The following is a 17,045-nucleotide window of genomic DNA, read 5'->3' as shown; positions in this document are numbered from 1 at the left end:
TATCTGCTTCATCGGAAAACTCGGCGGGTGGCGTTCGGGTATTTTGCCAAAATCAGGAAGTCTTTTTCAGAGTTTCCCTAAGTGTGCTGTGGAGGCGCTGATGGCCTAGCAAGGCAGCTCGCGCACTAAGCCAACACCGCCTGCAAGCTAATGAAAACCAAGCTTTTTCTTGGCCCTAGGGAACCTTTGCCGTAAACTCGCTGTCGTACTAGTGACCAAAGTGTTTTGGGGCCGATTAGGATTCGACGCCGGTAACAAAACTTGAGGTGCATGCCGAGTGGGTAACAGAACTCGTAAATCCACTGTTGCAAAACTTATAATTGCCAATGATGACAATTACGGTGCTCAACTAGCTGCGTAAGCAGCCTAGTCGCACTTCTGGTAGCTTCGGCTCCAGCAATCATTAGGGGATGTCTGTAAACCCGAAATGATTGTCAGATAGAACAGAATCGTCGCAGCGTATGTTGTGGGCAAAGCGACTAAAACTTACACAACTCGCCCAAAGCACCCTGCCCGTCGGGCGGCCAAGGGTTAACTCAATAGACACGGCTAAGCATGTAGAGCTGATAGCGGCGAACTGGCGGACGGGGGTTCAAATCCCCCCGGCTCCACCAAATACACATCTAAGGGCGTCCACGGACGTCCTTTTTTGTGCCTGAAATCCAGCAAATAAAGGCTTTCAGCACCACCAGCGTTCACGAGTATTCGGTAGCAGCCACACCTTTTGGCATTCCAAATGGCATTCTAAGCCGGCAGCTGTAGATTTTTGGAATAGCAAAGCCCTCCTTGAAATACTCGTCGATCAAATGAAAAAAGGTGAACTGATTCCAGTTCACCTTTTTTATGCCTGCATCCAGTGCTAAAGCCCTTGTCGGGCAGCGTGGTGCAGTCGGGTTACGGCAGCGTGAATAAGACTTTAACGCTGTCGTTGATAGCGGCGGCGTCGACATAGCCGATGGCATCGGCGTTGCCGCCGACTTCACTGACCACGGCGGCGTCAGAGTCTACCGATTTGGGGGGGGTGCCTTTACCGGTGAAGACAAGGCCTGACCAGTACGACTTCAGTTGGGCTTCGTTTTTACCGGTTACACCACTGTAAAAGGACTCCTTGGCGGGGCCCCAGTTTTTTTGGTCGACAGGTTTTAGGCTTTTATCTTTGCCGAGAAAGATATTACTGACCGCGCCTTTGTCGGGTGCGGCGCTGCTGCCTGCATTAACGATAACGGCGACTTCCGCGTGAGCGAAGACGCCGGTGAGGCTTAAGCCCGCGAGCAGGGCTAGCTTATGCAGAGTGCTCATCGCTTCCCCCTTCATTAGTAGACGAACTCAAGGCCGATACTGACGATGTCGCCGTCATAGTTCTGGGTAGGTACGCCGAAGAAGTTTTGTACGGCACGGGTGGTTGCTTCTGAGCGGTTTTCGACAAACTGCCCTGCATAGCCGCCGCTGGTGTCTACGCGCTTGTATTCGGATTTAACAATGATGGTCGGGGTCACTTGGTAGTTTAACCCGGCGATCCATGAGGATTGGCGACCAGAGCCTTCTTCATCAAGCTGTGAGTAGGTGAGGTGCGGTAAGAAATCGCCAATGTGATAACCGGCCATCACGTAGAAAGCATCTAGGGTAGGGAAGTTGGAGCCCTCAATGACCCTTTTGGTGGCTTCGGCGTTGGCTACCAAGGTGCCTTGGTCGTATTGGTAGCCGATTGATGAGAACTTACCTTTGGTGTGATCAAACGGGCGTAGATCAAAGCCCCCCTTAAGGTCGGCTTCGGCGTAGCCAATGCGAACACGGCCGTATTCAGTGCTCAGCGCGATGTTGGCGGCGAAAAAATCGTTGTAGTCGATGTCATATTGGTCATCGAACTGAAAGACTTCGCGCTCTTTGGCTTGGCCTACGGCGGTTTGGAAGCTCAGGCTACCTAGCGCGGTTTCGCGGTTGTAGACCAGATCAAAACCTTCGTAGTTGGTGAGCTGTACTTGGCCGTAGACTTCGTCCGGCAGGCGTAGCCATGGGTAGGTGTAGCCCACGTCTAGGGTTTCTGAGTACATGTAAACGGGGGTACGCAGGCGGCCGGCGCGCAGCATCAGCTCGTCGGTGGCTTGATAGCTGAGGTACAGCCACTCTAGGTTGCCTTTCCACGTGTCTTGGTCGGCCTTGGCGGTGACTTGCACGGTGACGCCGAGCGTATCGGTGAGGCCGTATTGCAGTTGTGCGCCGAATTTAGACAACTGATCGCCGCGCCAGCTGTCTGTGGTTTGGCCTTCGATGCCGAAACTGCGGCCATCGTCTTCGCCGCCCAAATAGCTGATGCCGACGGTGCCGAAAGCGTTAAAACGGTGTTCGCCTTGCTCAACGGCGATTGCCGAGGCGCTGGCCAAGGCGACGGCCAATGCCAATGCTGTCTTCTTCATGTGCTGGGTGCTCCTGTTGCTCTGCTCATCAGACTCGGAACTTGCCGGTAGCCTGTTTTAAGTTATCGCCCATGCTGACGAGGGTTTCGCCCAGCCGAGCGGTGTCTCCTGCGCCTTGACGTGACACGTTGGCGTCTTCGCTCAGCCCGTTGGCGTTTTCTTGCATGGTATGGCTGAGGTGGAGTTGATTTTGTGTGAGATCAGCAATGCCGCTGTTGCTCTGGCTGATCTGCTGAATGCCGCCGACGATCGCGGCCAGTGCCGAGGTGGCTTCACTGGTTTTATCAAGACTGCTTTGCGCTTTGGTGCTGTTGCTGTTCATGGTTTGCACCACACCATGGGTGCTGCGCTGCAGGCGTTGAATGATTTCTTGGATTTCTTCGGTCGATTTCTGGGTTTTGAAGGCCAGATTACGCACCTCATCGGCAACCACGGCAAAGCCTCGGCCTTGCTCGCCGGCACGGGCTGCTTCGATCGCAGCATTGAGGGCCAAGAGGTTGGTTTGCTCGGCGATCACTTTGATCACATCCAGCACTTTGCCGACTTCTTGGGTTTCGCCTTGCAGCTGATGGATAGACCCCACCGTTTGTTGCACTTCGCTGGCTAGGTCTTGAATGCTGCTGGTCAGTGCGCCGAGGCTGGTCTGGGCATGATTGGCTTTTTTCGAGACGTCGTTGGCGGCGTCTGCGGCATGGCTGGTGCGGCTGTTGATGTCTTGTACGCTGCTGACCATGTCTTGAATGTTATGCACGATCGATTGGGTATGGGCGTGTTGTGAGCTGGCATTGCGCTCGGCGGATTGAGTGAGCTGATACAGCTGACTAGACACTTGGTTAAGCGGCTCGGCGCTTTTGATCACCGAGCCAATGGTGTGCTGCAGCGTATCGAGCAGGCCGTTAAAGTGGCCGATCATGCTGCCAATTTCGTCGCGGCTGTCGCTGGGGATGCGGCGAGTGAGGTCGCCATCGCCCTTGGCAATGTCTTGCAGCGAGGCAATCACATCGTGAACGTTTTGCATGATCTGGCGAATCACCAAGATCGAGCACAGCAACACCACACAGGATAGGACGACGACTAAGATCATCCCGACGCTGATGGTGGTGGTGTTGTTGCTGAGCGCTTGATCTAAGCTGCCGCGAAACTTGTCGTACACCTGATCGCGGAACTTGTCGCCTAAGTCTTTGGCGCTTTGTAAGTCTTGACTCATGCGTTCAAGATTAGGGCGCAGGTCATCGAACGAGGCGCTGCCGTTGATGATTTGCTCCGAAGCGCTGCGGGCGTTGGCGTAGTACGCATCAATGGCGTTGGCCCATGCTTTAGCCGCATCGGCCTGACTGCCTTGGTCTTGGCTCAGTTGCTTGACGGCGGAGAGCTTCTCATTGATCGCGCTGACGGTGCTATCGGCTTCTTTGATGATCTCCAGCTCGCCAGCGGCAACGGCGTTGTTGAGCAGGTTAGGCAGGCGCGAGAAGTTAAAAATGATGCTGTCGGTGTGCTCAAGCGTGGGGTAGTAGCGGGTGTCTATGTTGCTGAGCCGTTCGTTATTGCTTGATAACAGGCTGTAGTTATACGCCAAGTAAACAAGAAGACCGAAAAGGGCGATGCCGGGAAGCAGGGAAATCTTCAGGGCAAGGGGTAAGTTTTTGAGCATGGCGCAATCTCCGCAATGTGCTGGCAGGCCGTTTTGTCGGCCGCAGCGCTCGGTTCTTGAGTCCATTCAGGAACAATCAACACGTGATTGAGTTAAGCACAGCTATGAGAAGGCTGCGTCAAGGCGCAGCTTTTTAATACAAAAACCGCCTGAAGGCGGCGTGCATGTGGAAAGGTCTTTATTAAGTAGCGATGATCGATTGCTCAGCGCCTGAGATGGCGCTGAGCAATCGAGTGGCGGATCAGCCGGCGACCAAAATACGTACTGACTCCAAGCGCAAAGCGGCTTGGGCGAGGTGGGCGAGGCCTTGATCGCGTTGCAGACGCAGGTGCTCAATTTCGCTTTCGCGCACGCTGGGGTTCACCGCGCGCAGGGCGGTGAGGCGGGATATTTCTTCATCCAGTTCAGCTTTTAAGCGCTTAACCGCCTCAGCAACGCGGGCTTGGTGTGCAGGCTGTACTTTGTCTTGAGCGGCATTAAGCCGCTTGTTCAGCGGTTCGCGCTGGGCTTGTACGAACTTGTTGGCGCTGCCGCGCGGTACGCTTTCCAGCTGGTCGTTAAGGGTTTCGAAGCTAACCCGGGCGGCCAGATCGTTACCTTTTTCATCCAACAAGCAGCGCAAGATTTGCGGTGGTAGGAAGCGGCCTAGCTGCAAGTGGCGCGGGGCGATGGCCTCGCTGACATACAGCAGTTCGATCAGTACCGTGCCTTGCTTAAGCGCTTTGTTTTTGATCAGCGCGACGGCGGTGTTGCCCATCGAGCTGGACGACACCAAGTCCATTGCACCCAGCGTCATGGGGTGTTCCCAAGTGATGAGCTGCATGTCTTCACGAGCTAGCGCGAGGTCGCGATCATAGGTGATGGTCACCCCTTCATCGCTGCCAAGCGGGAAGCCTGAGTCGAGCATTTTTTCGCCCGGGCGCAGGATAAACGCGTTGTCGGAGTGGTCTTCGCTGTCGATGCCAAACACGTTAAAGATTTCTTCCATGTACATGGGCAAGGCGAAATCTTGATCTTGCGTTTTGATCGCTTGCGCGAGGCGTTCACCTTCGCCAGCACCGCGCGAGTTAAGCTCCAGCAGGCGATCGCGGCCGCTGTGCAGCTCTTCTTCGAGTGCTTGGCGGCTCTGGATGGCTTCATTCAGCAGGGCTTGCCATTGCTGCTCATGGCCACCCTCAAGCAGCTCGAGCAAACGGCTACCAAATGCATGCTGCAAGGCGTTGCCGGTCGGGCAGGTGGCGAGGAAGGCGTTCAGGCCTTGGTGGTACCACTGGAATAAGCGCTCTTGCTCGGTGCCTTGTAGGTGTGGGATGTGCAGCTGAATCGTGTGTTTTTGTCCGATGCGATCCAGACGGCCAATGCGCTGCTCAAGCAGATCAGGGTGGCTGGGCAGATCAAACATGATGAGGTGATGGGCAAACTGGAAGTTGCGGCCTTCGCTGCCGATCTCCGAGCAAATCAGGACTTGGGCGCCAAACTCTTCATCGGCAAAGTAGGCCGCCGCGCGGTCGCGCTCAAGAATGCTCATGCCTTCGTGGAAGGTGGTGGCGGCAATGCCGGTTTTACTGCGGAGCGCGTCGTCAAGATCGAGGGCCGTTTCGGCGTGCGCGCAAATAACCAGTACCTTGCTGCGCTTGAGCATTTTTAAGGTGTCGATCAACCACTCAACGCGGGGATCAAACTGCCACCAACGGCTGTCATCACCGGCGCTTTGCTGGGCTTGGAAGGCGACTTCTGGGTAAAGCTCTGGATGCTCGCCGGCTTCTAGCTCAGTGTATTGCGGCGGTGACGGCAGTGGGTAGCTGTGCAGTTCACGGCTGGGGAAACCAGCAATTGCGGCGCGTGTGTTACGAAACAACAGGCGGCCGGTGCCGTGGCGGTCAACCAGCTCGCGGACTAAACGTGCGCGGGCGGCTTCATCACCGTTGTCGACTTGGCTCAGCAGGCCGCTGCCGTCGCTGCCTAAGAAGCCGGCAATCGCTTGGCGTGCGCCGTCGGACAACTGACCATGATCGAGCAGTTCTTGCACGGCTTCGGCGACAGGGCGGTATTGCGCGCTTTCGTCGCGGAAGGCTTGTAAGTCGTGAAAACGGTCGGCATCGAGTAAGCGCAGGCGGGCAAAGTGGCTTTCTTGGCCGAGTTGCTCGGGCGTGGCGGTGAGCAGCAAGACACCGGCGCTGCGCTGCGCGAGCTGTTCGACTAGGCGATATTCTTCGCTGGCGTGCTCGGGGTGCCACGTTAGGTGGTGGGCTTCGTCAACCACCAGCAAGTCCCAGTCTGCCTCTAACGCGGCTGCTTGCCAGCGTGGGCTATGGCTCAGGAAGTCGATGGCGGTGAGCACCAGTTGTTCTTCTTCAAACGGGTTGTCGCTGTCTTCATGGGCGGCGCAGCGCTCGGCGTCGAACAGCGCGACCTTGAGATTGAAGCGGCGGCGCATTTCCACCAACCATTGATGCTGAAGGTTCTCCGGCACCAAGATCAGTACGCGGCGGGCGCGGCCAGACAACAGCTGGCGCTGGATGACCAAGCCGGCTTCGATGGTTTTACCCAAGCCCACTTCATCGGCCAGCAGGACGCGGGGCGCCATGCGGTCGGCCACTTCGCGGGCAATGTGTAATTGATGCGCGATAGGTTCGGCGCGTGCGCCACTTAAGCCAAATAACTCGGACTGCTGCAGCATGCCTTGGCGTTCTAAGGTGCGGTAGCGCAGGCTAAACCAGTGCAGGGGGTCAATTTGGCCAGCAAACAGGCGGTCACTGGCCAGACGGAACTGAATAAAGTTAGACAGATCTGGCTCGGCAATGACGCGCTCTTGGTTCTGCTCATCGAGGCCGATGTAGACCAGCAGGCCTTCGACTTCGGTGACATCACGCACGGTCATGCGCCAGTTTTCGTAGTGGGTGATTTCATCCCCAGCGGCAAAGCGTACGCGAGTCAGCGGGGCGTTGCGGGCGGCATAACGGCGCGTCTCGCCGCTGGCGGGAAAGAGCACGGTTAGCATGCGATCTTCTTGAGCGAGAATGGTGCCCAAGCCCAGCTCGGATTCGCTGTCACTGATCCAGCGTTGACCCGGTGTGTACTGCATGCGACTTCGCCTCCTGAAAAAAGGCGGGTATGGTAATGGATGAAGCCCTTCGGGGCTATGTTTGCCGGTTCGGCACGAGCAAGTTTAGATCTTGACTTCAGTGAGCGTACCCGCAGCCGACAAACTGTTTAAGCACAGCGCGAGGGCTGCACCATGCTGCCACCGATTCCGCAAAGCATTTTGCCGCACGGCGTCCATCTGGATCCGGCTAAACCCAAGCCGGATATTCCGCCAGTGGCGCCGGCGCAAGAAAGCAGCAAAAGTGAAGGCGTTAAACTCAAAGATCGGCCTGATCCGGACGATGCTCAGGGCTATCGCCGCCAAGGCAAAGCCGCGGATGAGGCAGATGACGAGACGGATGCCGAGGCCGATCAAGAAGCGCAATTGCTTGCAGACCCGCTGGAGAGGCATGACATGTCGCGCAAGGGGTTATGGGTTGATGTTGAGGTCTGATGCGCAGTGAATCGTTAAACCCGGGGCGGCTGACTTGGTATGACCACTGGTGTACGCCAGCGCAAGCCGATGTTTGGTTTGAACAGCTCAAGCAACAGTGTGCATGGCAGCAGCCGACGCTGCGTTTGTTTGGCCGCGAGCACCTCACGCCGCGACAGGTGGCGTGGTACGGCGATCGGGGTGTGCGTTATCGCTACAGTGGCTACACCCATCACGCCCAACCGTGGATGCCTGTTTTAGCCGCGCTGCGAGCGCAGGTGGAGCAGACCACAGGCCGCGCTTTTAACGCCGTGCTGCTGAACTACTATCGCGATGGCATGGACTGCATGGGCTGGCACAGTGACGATGAACCAGAGCTCGGCCCCGACCCGTGGGTGGCGTCGCTGAGTTTAGGTGCGGCGCGGCGCTTTGATCTGCGTCGCAAAGGCAGCACACGGATAGGCTTGTCTTACACGCTAAGCCATGGCCAACTGTTGCTGATGGATGGCCATTGCCAGCATCACTGGCAACATCAATTGCCGCGCACGCGTAAAGTGCAGGCCGGGCGGATCAATCTGACCTTCCGCCACGTGATCAATAGCGAGTTATAGCGGTATGTCGGAAGCAAAGCCCACAACAGACAGCGTCATCGACTTTGCCGATGCCAAAGCACAGCGTGTGCATGATTTAAATGAAAAGCGCTTGCAGCATGTGCGCGCCGCTTTCAGCGCGGCCTTGCCATTGCCTAAGACCAGCGCCGCTAAGAAACGCAAAAAGAATAAGAAAACCAAGCGCTAAAACGCTGCAGATAAGCCGCAGTTTGATGCGTGGGTATAGGGGAATGAGAGTGCAGTATTTGTTTGTTCGTTGGCGGGCTCGTCTATTGCTATCGCTGACTTTATTCACGATTAGCCTGAGTGCCTCCGCGCGGGTTGAGGTGCAAGCCGCTACCGATCGCAGCATGGGCAGCGTGCTGATTGCTAAGGTTTCCGAAGATATAGTCCCGGGCGACTACGAAGCGTTGCTCAAAGGCTTGCGGGCTAATCCGGGGCGTTACCAGCGCAAAATTCTCTTGCTGGATAGCCTAGGCGGCAGCGTGGCAGAAGCGCTGCGCATGGGGCGTTTATTACGCGAGACAGGCTTTGATGTGCTCGTGCCGAGTCGCGGCATTTGCCAAGGCAGTTGCGTGTATTTATTGGCCTCAGGGCGTAATAAAACCGTGCGCGGCCACGTCGGCTTGCATCGGCCGTACTTTCCCAAAGGCGACTCGGCCATCGCACAAAGCGGCTGGGGCGTGGCGGGCTCTGCGCCATCGCGCTACTTACAAGAAATGGGCGTGTCACCGCGTCTGTGGGATGACATGCAGCGCATCGCACCAACCCAACCTAAGCTGCTGTCGCAGCATGAACTCAAGGGTTATCGGCTTAACTAACCCGGTCCAAGACGTCTAAACACATCCCCACAAACAGCAGCGGCCTACCCGAAGGTAAGCCGCTGTCTGCATGCCCTGCCAGTGACCCCACCGCCTAGCGTTAACCCAAGATATCTAGCGGCTTCTGCTTTGGGCTTTCGAGTTTTTGGCGAGGGCTTGAGCACTAAGCGAAGTAAGAGCGGTTGTATTGGTTAAACAAACTCGGCCCACACGGGGGCGTGGTCTGAGGGCTTTTCCATGCCGCGCAAATCGTAATCAATGTCGGCGGCTTGGCAACGTGCCAGCAGTGGGGCGGTGGCAAGGATGTAGTCGATGCGCAGTCCGCGTTTGGGTTGGTCTTCAAAGCCACGGCTGCGGTAATCGAACCAGCTGAAGAGGTCGTTACGTTGTGGGTGCAGATGACGGAAGCTGTCAGTCAGGCCCCAGCCTTTGAGTGTGCCAAGCCACTCGCGCTCTTCGGGTAAGAAGCTGCATTTGCCGGTTTTCAACCAACGCTTGGCGTTAACCTCGCCGATGCCGATGTCGATATCTTCCGGCGAGATATTAAAGTCGCCCATGATGGCAATCGCTTGATCGTTGCTGTACTGGCTGTGCAGCAGCGTTTGCAGGTCAGCGTAAAACTTTTCTTTGGCGGGGAACTTGGTCGCGTGATCGCGGCTTTCGCCTTGTGGGAAATAACCGTTCATCACCACCACTTCGCCGCCTTGGCCGTCGGCAAACACGCCGCGGATAAAACGCCGTTGCGCTTCATCGTCATCGCCCGGAAAGCCTTTGTCGATGCTTAGCGGGGCTTGTTTGGATAGCAGTGCTACGCCGTAGTGGGCTTTCTGGCCGTGGATGTGCACGTGATAGCCCATGGCTTGAACGGCTTCGAGCGGGAAGGCTTCGTCGTGGACTTTGGTTTCTTGCAGGCCAATGACATCCGGCTGGTGGCGGTCGATCAGCTCTTGCAGTTGGTGAAGTCGTGCGCGCAGGCCGTTGATATTAAAAGAAACCAGTTTCATGGGTGCCTCGCTGCTCAGTCAAACGGGCATCGTAGAGCAATGTGGCGGTGCTGGCGACCCTCAGGCGTGCGTGCTAGGTTCACAAGGCGGCTGTTTTTTACAGCCCGCTGTGCCCTGCATACAACACAACAATAAGCGGCAAGAGGATGCACGATGCCCGAGGGTAAATTGGAAATTCGCCAGCTCAATGGTAGTTATCGTCGCGAGGCCCGCTCGCTGCTGTATCAGGCTTATCGCCATGAGCCGACCTTTGCACATATCTTCGAGCAAGACCGCCCAGGCTTCGATCAACGCGTACGGGCTAGCGTGCGGGAGCTGGTCGAGCAGCATTTCAATGAGCGTTTGCCGTCGATTGGCTTAGTGTTAGATGACCGTTTGATTGGTATCGCGCTGGTCTCACCGCCAAGTAAGCGCTTCGATATTACCGAGAGTTGGATGTGGCGCATGCGTATGGTGCTCACGGCGGGTTTTCGCTGCACGCGGCGTTATTTGGACTATCACCAAGCGGTGCTGGATAGCTTGCCGGCTGGGCAATTTACCGTGCTGCCGCTGATTGGTATTCATCCCTCGTTTCAGGGGCATGGCTACGGTTTGCAGTTGTTGGAAGCGCTGCATGATTGGTGTGCCGATGATCAAAACTCTAAGGGTGTGGTGCTGGATACCGGCAATGCACGCTATTTAGAGTTCTACCAGCGTTTGGGCTATCAGGAGGTTGGCCAGGTAGCACTGGGCCCTGTGCTTGAACACGTGCTGTATCACCCCAATCCGCAACGGGTGAGTGCGGCCAGTTAATCGGCTGTAAGTGTTGGCCTGCTGTCAGGTTGAGGCAGCAGGCTTCTTGTTGTGGGTGCCACAATATTTCTTAAATCACCGCTTGGTGTGCTTGGGCGTTAGCTTGAGCGCGACCAAGGTCTAAGTTTCGCGTGGCGCGGTCGCTGTTAGTTTGAAGTTGCTATAACAACAACTAGCGGAGATCGCTCATGTCTATCCACAAGCAGGATGTGCCAGCGGCTTATTGGAAAGAAAACCTCAGCCTGATGCTCAAGCTTCTGGCAATTTGGTTTGTCGTTTCTTTTGGCTGCGGCATTTTGTTCGTTGACGCCCTGAATAACATTCAATTTTTTGGCTATCCCTTGGGCTTCTGGTTTTCCCAGCAAGGCTCAATCTATGCGTTCGTCGGTTTGATTTTCTTCTACGTGTGGAAGATGAATCAGCTCGATCGCAAATACGACGTTCACGAAGAATAAGGCGGATCAGACATGGACACTCAAACTCTGATTTATCTCTTCGTCGGCGTGACGTTTGCGCTGTATATCGGCATCGCCCTGTGGACGCGCGCAGGCTCAACCGGCGAATACTATGTCGCCGGTAAAGGCGTGCATCCGGTACTCAACGGCATGGCGACGGGCGCTGACTGGATGTCGGCGGCCTCGTTTATTTCGATGGCGGGGATTATCTCCTTCGTTGGCTTGGACGGCGGCGTGTACCTGATGGGCTGGACCGGCGGTTACGTGCTGTTGGCGATGTGCCTTGCACCGTACCTGCGTAAGTTCGGCAAGTTCACCGTGCCTGAGTTCGTTGGTGAGCGGTATTACTCACAAACGGCGCGCGTAGTGGCGGTGATCTGCGTGATCTTTATCTCCTTCACCTATGTGGCGGGGCAGATGCGCGGTGTGGGTATCGTGTTCTCACGTTACCTTGAAGTGGACATCAATACCGGTGTGGTTATCGGTATGGCGATTGTCTTCTTCTACTCAGTGCTTGGCGGCATGAAAGGCATCACCTACACCCAGGTGGCGCAGTACTGCGTGATGATTTTCGCCTACATGATTCCGGCGATCTTTATTTCGATGATGCTGACCGGCAACCCGATCCCGCAGTTGGGCTTTGGTGGCACCTTAGATGGCACCGATACGTACCTGCTGGATAAGCTCAATGGGTTGAGCACGGAGTTAGGTTTTAACACCTACACCGACGGCACTAAGTCGACCATCGACGTGTTCTTCATCACCATGGCTTTGATGGTGGGTACCGCAGGTTTGCCGCACGTGATTGTGCGCTTCTTCACCACCCCAACCGTACGTGATGCGCGTAAATCAGCCGGTTATGCCTTGCTGTTCATCGCCATTTTGTACACCACAGCACCTGCGGTGGCGGCGTTTGCTCGTACCAACTTGCTGACCAGCATTCCTAATGTGAGCTATGCCGAAGTACCCAGCTGGTTTAAAACTTGGGAAAAGGCAGGTTTGATTGCCTGGCAGGACAAGAACCAAGACGGCGTGATTCAGTACACTGCGGGTGCGCCGTTTGAAGGTGCGCCGACGTTTGCTAAGGATGCAGGTGTCAACGGTGAACGCGCCGTGACCAACGCACCCACCGCCAATGGTAACGAGCTGTACATCGATCGCGACATCATGGTGTTGGCGAACCCAGAAATTGCCAACTTGCCGGGTTGGGTGATTGCGTTGATTGCTGCCGGTGGTTTGGCAGCGGCGTTGTCGACCGCGGCGGGCTTACTGTTGGTGATCTCGACCTCGATCAGTCATGACCTGCTCAAGTCCAACCTGATGCCTAACATCAGCGAGAAGAACGAGCTGCTGGCTGCGCGGATTGCCGCTGGTGTGGCGGTGGTGATTGCCGGCTTGTTTGGGATCTATCCCCCGGCGTTTGTGGCGCAGGTGGTGGCCTTTGCCTTTGGTCTGGCGGCGGCCTCGTTCTTCCCGGCGATCGTGATGGGGATCTTCTCCAAAACGATGAACCGTGAAGGCGCCGTAGCCGGCATGATTGTGGGGTTGGTGTTTACCTTCACCTACATCGTGTACTTCAAGTTCATTAACCCAGCCGCCGGTGCGGACCAATGGTGGTTCGGTATTTCACCAGAGGGCATTGGTACCTTGGGCATGATCTTCAACTTTGTAGTGTCGGTGGTGGTGGCTAAGCTCACCTCAGCGCCGCCAGCACATATTCAAGATCTGGTCGAAAGTATCCGTATTCCGCGTGGCGCGGGCGGTGCTGTAGCCCACTAAGCGTTAATGCATAACAACAAACCCCGCCGTGTGCGGGGTTTGTTGTTGCTAAGGTATGCGTTTTTAATCTGCGTTGTTGTCGTGATAAGCCTTGAGGTAGGCGGGGTCTAGCTCATGCTTGGCCAGCAGTTGGCACTGCTGGCTTTCTTCGTCGAATACGATAAAGGCTTGCTCGCGTTGTAAGGCACTTAAAGCCTTGGCCATGCGTTGTTCTTCGCTGGCATCAAAACCATTGTCGGTGCCGTCGCGGCTGACAAAGTCTTGTAGCAAGCGGTTAAGTGTGTCCGGTTCAAGGTGTTGGTAGGGAATAATCATGATCGCTTCAGGGTAAAGGCGGTACCGCATCGCTGCGCAGCGATGAAGGGGGTTGCCTGCGCGCGCAGCGGGTTGGGCGGTATTTTAATGGGCAATGGGCGAGCGGGGGGTAGGTGCCTCGGCAAACTGTTTTAGGGTTTCTTCAAGCTCGGTGAAGTTCACAGGCTTGGCCAAATAGGCATTCATGCCAGCTTGTTCACCCATATTGCGGTGTTCGGCCAGAATATGGGCGGTTAGGGCAATGATTGGTATAGCTTCAAGGTTGTGCGCTTGCTCAAACTGGCGGACTTGTCGAGTGGCTTCAAAGCCATCCATGATCGGCATTTCGCAATCCATCAACAGCATGCTGTAGTGCAGCGGTGAGCGCTGATACAGCTTTAACGCGTCGGCACCGTTGCCAGCTATTTCGATGCTATAGCCCAAGCGTTGTAATAAGCCACGAATCACCATCTGGTTAACGGGGTTGTCTTCAGCGACCAAGACATGCGTGTGCTGGTTGTTGCTTGGGCCCGTTTGGTAGCTGTGCTCATCAGTTAGCGTATCGGTCGCTGCCGCAAGGCTGGCTGGGCTGGTGGGGGTGCTGGCGCTGACGGAGCCTGAGAGTAATTCGATTAACTGCTGCGCGAGTTGGCGTGGGTTGACCGGCAGCTCCAGTGCGCTGAAGGCTCCCACCGGCCATTCACATTGTTCGGCGTGCAGCAGTTCGTTACTCAAAACCAAGACTTTGGTGTTGTGGCCCAGCGCCTCGATAGGCTTAAACCATTGCTCGATATTGCCAGGCCAAGGCGCGTGAATCACCACCAATGGCGCTTTAATAAACTGTTGGTAGAGGTCGGCCCAGGCGAGGGGGTCGCTGCAAGTTTGCACGCGCATGCCCCAGCGGTTGAAGTTGTAGCGCAGGCTTTCAAGGGCGAGCGGGTCTTGGCTGAGCAATAGCGCATTGATGCCTTGAAGGGCCAAGGTTGGGTCGTCTTGCTTTGGTATGGCCTCTTGCATGACCACGCACACTTCAAAGTTCGAGCCTTTGCCGGGTGTGCTATCTAGGCGAATGAAGCCGCCCATGTGTTCGGCCAGCTCGCGGCTAATGGCTAGGCCTAGGCCGCTCCCGCCGTAACGCCGCGTGGTGCTAGAGTCGGCTTGGCTAAAGGAGGTGAACAGCTGGGCTTGCGCCTCGGGAGCAATGCCGATGCCGCTGTCTTGAATACAGCACAGCAGGCGCACCTCGCCAGGCAGGCTGGGGCTGCGGCGAATCGTTAAGCTGACATGGCCGTGCTCTGTGAACTTAACGGCGTTGCCCAGTAAGTTGAGGATTATTTGCTTGAAGCGCGTTGGGTCACCGTTTACCCAATTAGGCACGCCGCTGTGCAGTACGCAGTGCAGGGCAATGCCTTTGTCCAAGACCTGTGCACTCACGAGGGCGCAGCAGTCCGAGGCAAGATCAGTCAGGTTGAAATCAATGTTTTCCAGTTCTAAGCGGCCGGATTCGATTTTGGAGTAATCCAAAATATCGTTAATCACCGCCATCAAGGCGTTGCCACTGCTGCTGATGGTGTGCACAAAGTGTTGCTGGCGGTTGTTGAGTGGGGTGTCTTCGAGTAATTGCACCATGCCCAATACGCCATTGAGTGGGGTACGGATTTCATGGCTCATTTTGGCCAAGAAGCGGCTCTTGGCTTGGTTTTCAATGGCGGCATTTTTGGCGGCTTGTTCAGCCTGCAGTTGTTCGGTTTTCAGCGTGTTGATGCGATCAGCAAGACCGACAGACAGCATGATCATTTCAAAGGCGGTGCCGACCTTGGTGATCTCTGAGCCGTACCAGTTGAAAAGCTCGTAACCGAGCGAGCCCGCCGTGGCAATCAAAAAGCTACTCAGTAACACGCCCCACGCGATCACGTAGTAAGAGCCATAACGTAAGCCACTACGCCATACCCAGATGCCAATGCCGAGCAGGATAAAGCAGCTCAATAGGGTGATTAGGCTGGCCATCACACTCCAGATCGCCACGCCAATCAGCGGCATTGAAAATAAACACACGATTAATAGGCAGAGCTTGATCTGGATAACGCGATCCAAGCGTGGAAACTGTTCGGCGGTATGTAAGAAGTGGCGGCTGAATTGACTGGCAAAGATCAAAATCAAAAACATGCTGGCGTAAATGCCCATGCTTTGAATTTCAACGGCTTGCGGAAATAGACGGAACAGGCTGCCATCAAAGCTGGCGCTAAATAGCAAAGAACACAACATATAACCCAGATACCAGAAATAACTGGATTCGCGCAGCCACACGTACAAAAACAAGTTGTAGAAAAATAAGCCGACTAACAGGCCATAAAAGGCGCCGTGCCAACTGTTGGTGGTTTCACTGTGCGAGGCCATGGCGATTGGGGTGGTTAAGTACAGCGGAACAAATAAGGTGCTGGTGGATTGGGCGCGCAAGACAAACTCATTGACGCCTGGGCGTAATTCGATAGCAAACCACAGATCGCGCACGCCCACTGGCCGTTGATGGAAGGGCAGCGTGTCGCCGATTTCACTGTGGCCGATGGCTTTGTTGCCAAATAGCTGGAACAGCCGTAAGTCATCGAGTAGTGGGTAATTCGCTTCGATAAAGGCTGCTTGATTGCGCCCTGTTTGGTTGGTCACCGTGAAACGAAACCACCATGCGGAGCCATTTTTGCCAAGGTTGGCATGCAGGCCGCTGACTTGGCTGAATAATGAATCTGGCATGGCCGCGACGCGGGAGAACGCCAGCGTGCCTTGCGGGTCTTCCAGATAGTGCAAATAAGGGCCGAGCGAAACCCTTGCGTTATCGCTGTTCAATACAACAGGCTCTGCGGCCCCGCTGTGCAGCGAGAGGCTTAGTAAAAACAGCAGCAGCCATGCAGACAGCTTTTGTGGCACAGGCGTCTCCACCGAGGTTTTACCAAAGTGTAGCGTTAAATAGCTGGGCTGTAGTGGGTAATACCAAGCAAAACGAGCGCTTGCTTGGCGGTTATTGTTGGCCGCAGGCTCGATTAGCTGGCACGGCTATGTCCATGAGTTTGGGGTTGCTGAGTTTTAGTTGGCTCATTAACGCGGCATACGCCGTGGCGTCGGCGACTTGCAGGCGCGGGTTGTGTGCTTGCTCCTCGGCTAGGGTGGAGCGCGTCCAGCCACGGTAGTCATGGCCTGGCAGCACTTGGGTGGCGCCTGGTAATTGCAATAAGCGTTGCAAACTGAGCCATTGCTGTTTGGCATCGCCAGCTTGAAAGTCGGTGCGTCCGGTACCACGGATCAACAAGGTGTCGCCGGTAAACAGGCGGCCTGTGTGCTGCGCATCGCCGGCCCAGTAGAAGCAGTAGGAGTCGTCGGTGTGGCCAGGCGTGTGCAGTGCGATCAGCTGTTGTGTGCCGAAGGTCAGCGCTTGTTGATCCGTAAAGGTAAAGCTGGCGCATGCCGAACCGCTTTGTTGGCCAAAGCCCGTGCGGCAGCCTGTTTGGTCACGGAGCGCACCTAGCGCGGTGATGTGGTCGGCATGGGTGTGGGTGTCTAGCGCCATCACTAACTCCAGCGCAAGCTCGTGCAGCAATTGCAGGTAGTCAGCCAATTTGTCGCGCACGGGGTCAATCAATACGGCTTGTTGCTGATCTGCCAGCAGGTAGGTGTAGGTATGACTTTGCTGATCGAACAGTTGGCGCATGAGCATG

The 17,045-nt window shown here is 55.8% G+C and carries 15 protein-coding genes and 1 other RNA gene; 8 read left to right on the top strand and 8 right to left on the bottom strand.

Features of this window, described 5'->3' with window-relative positions; all coding sequences use genetic code 11:
• Positions 1-227 precede the first annotated feature (227 nt).
• Positions 228-614, top strand: a transfer-messenger RNA (tmRNA) gene (gene ssrA, locus MKI83_RS16590).
• 280 nt (positions 615-894) lie between these two features.
• Here the strand turns inward: ssrA and MKI83_RS16585 are convergent.
• The 4 genes from MKI83_RS16585 to rapA form a co-directional block, all read right to left on the bottom strand.
• A complete protein-coding gene (locus tag MKI83_RS16585) occupies positions 895-1,299 on the bottom strand; it encodes a phosphate ABC transporter substrate-binding protein (protein ID WP_241588418.1) in 405 nt (134 codons plus the stop codon).
• Positions 1,300-1,313: 14 nt separating this feature from the next.
• Positions 1,314-2,414: a hypothetical protein gene (locus MKI83_RS16580; RefSeq protein ID WP_241588416.1), complete on the bottom strand. Its 1,101-nt coding sequence runs from the start codon at positions 2,412-2,414 to the stop codon at positions 1,314-1,316.
• Between the two features lie 28 nt (positions 2,415-2,442).
• On the bottom strand, positions 2,443-4,065 hold the full coding sequence (locus tag MKI83_RS16575) for a methyl-accepting chemotaxis protein (RefSeq protein ID WP_241588414.1): 1,623 nt from the start codon (positions 4,063-4,065) through the stop codon (positions 2,443-2,445).
• A gap of 241 nt (positions 4,066-4,306) precedes the next feature.
• Positions 4,307-7,150 carry an RNA polymerase-associated protein RapA gene (gene rapA, locus MKI83_RS16570; protein ID WP_241588413.1) on the bottom strand — a complete coding sequence of 948 codons (2,844 nt, stop codon included), beginning with the start codon at positions 7,148-7,150 and terminating at the stop codon, positions 4,307-4,309.
• Positions 7,151-7,303: 153 nt separating this feature from the next.
• Between rapA and MKI83_RS16565 the strand changes: the two genes are divergently transcribed.
• Genes MKI83_RS16565 through MKI83_RS16550 form a run of 4 tightly spaced genes read left to right on the top strand, consistent with a single transcriptional unit; the run spans position 7,304 to position 9,014 of the window.
• Entirely contained in the window at positions 7,304-7,603 is a 300-nt protein-coding gene (locus MKI83_RS16565; RefSeq protein ID WP_241588412.1) for an aspartate-semialdehyde dehydrogenase, read from the top strand.
• A complete protein-coding gene (locus MKI83_RS16560; protein WP_241588411.1) occupies positions 7,603-8,193 on the top strand; it encodes an alpha-ketoglutarate-dependent dioxygenase AlkB family protein in 591 nt (196 codons plus the stop codon). The genes MKI83_RS16565 and MKI83_RS16560 overlap by 1 nt, the downstream gene beginning before the upstream one ends.
• A 4-nt stretch (positions 8,194-8,197) precedes the next feature.
• Positions 8,198-8,380: a hypothetical protein gene (locus MKI83_RS16555; protein ID WP_241588410.1), complete on the top strand. Its 183-nt coding sequence runs from the start codon at positions 8,198-8,200 to the stop codon at positions 8,378-8,380.
• A gap of 43 nt (positions 8,381-8,423) precedes the next feature.
• Positions 8,424-9,014 (top strand): COG3904 family protein, encoded by a 591-nt coding sequence (locus MKI83_RS16550; protein WP_241588409.1) that lies wholly within the window; start codon positions 8,424-8,426, stop codon positions 9,012-9,014.
• 191 nt (positions 9,015-9,205) lie between these two features.
• On the opposite strand, the gene xthA is transcribed toward MKI83_RS16550, so the two are convergent.
• Entirely contained in the window at positions 9,206-10,018 is an 813-nt protein-coding gene (xthA, locus tag MKI83_RS16545) for an exodeoxyribonuclease III (RefSeq protein ID WP_241588408.1), read from the bottom strand.
• Between the two features lie 153 nt (positions 10,019-10,171).
• On the opposite strand from xthA, the gene MKI83_RS16540 reads away from it, so the two are divergent.
• The 3 genes from MKI83_RS16540 (at position 10,172) to MKI83_RS16530 (ending at position 13,044) form a co-directional block, all read left to right on the top strand.
• Entirely contained in the window at positions 10,172-10,810 is a 639-nt protein-coding gene (locus MKI83_RS16540; protein ID WP_241588407.1) for a GNAT family N-acetyltransferase, read from the top strand.
• A gap of 188 nt (positions 10,811-10,998) precedes the next feature.
• A complete protein-coding gene (locus tag MKI83_RS16535; protein ID WP_241588406.1) occupies positions 10,999-11,265 on the top strand; it encodes a DUF4212 domain-containing protein in 267 nt (88 codons plus the stop codon).
• A 12-nt stretch (positions 11,266-11,277) separates the two neighbouring features.
• Positions 11,278-13,044, top strand: a complete 1,767-nt coding sequence (locus MKI83_RS16530) for a sodium:solute symporter family protein (protein ID WP_241588405.1) — start codon at positions 11,278-11,280, stop codon at positions 13,042-13,044.
• 63 nt (positions 13,045-13,107) lie between these two features.
• Here MKI83_RS16530 and MKI83_RS16525 read toward each other — a convergent pair whose 3' ends face one another.
• The 3 genes from MKI83_RS16525 to MKI83_RS16515 all read right to left on the bottom strand — a co-directional run bounded on the left by MKI83_RS16525 (position 13,108) and on the right by MKI83_RS16515 (position 17,044).
• Positions 13,108-13,359: a YheU family protein gene (locus MKI83_RS16525; RefSeq protein ID WP_241588403.1), complete on the bottom strand. Its 252-nt coding sequence runs from the start codon at positions 13,357-13,359 to the stop codon at positions 13,108-13,110.
• Positions 13,360-13,443: 84 nt separating this feature from the next.
• Entirely contained in the window at positions 13,444-16,260 is a 2,817-nt protein-coding gene (locus MKI83_RS16520; RefSeq protein ID WP_241588401.1) for a hybrid sensor histidine kinase/response regulator, read from the bottom strand.
• A gap of 91 nt (positions 16,261-16,351) precedes the next feature.
• Entirely contained in the window at positions 16,352-17,044 is a 693-nt protein-coding gene (locus MKI83_RS16515; RefSeq protein ID WP_241588399.1) for an MBL fold metallo-hydrolase, read from the bottom strand.
• Position 17,045 lies beyond the last annotated feature (1 nt).

This window comes from Atopomonas sediminilitoris (assembly GCF_022601735.1).
In the GTDB taxonomy this organism is placed as follows: Bacteria; Pseudomonadota; Gammaproteobacteria; order Pseudomonadales; family Pseudomonadaceae; genus Atopomonas; species Atopomonas sediminilitoris.
This window is presented reverse-complemented; position numbering and strand designations above follow the sequence as displayed.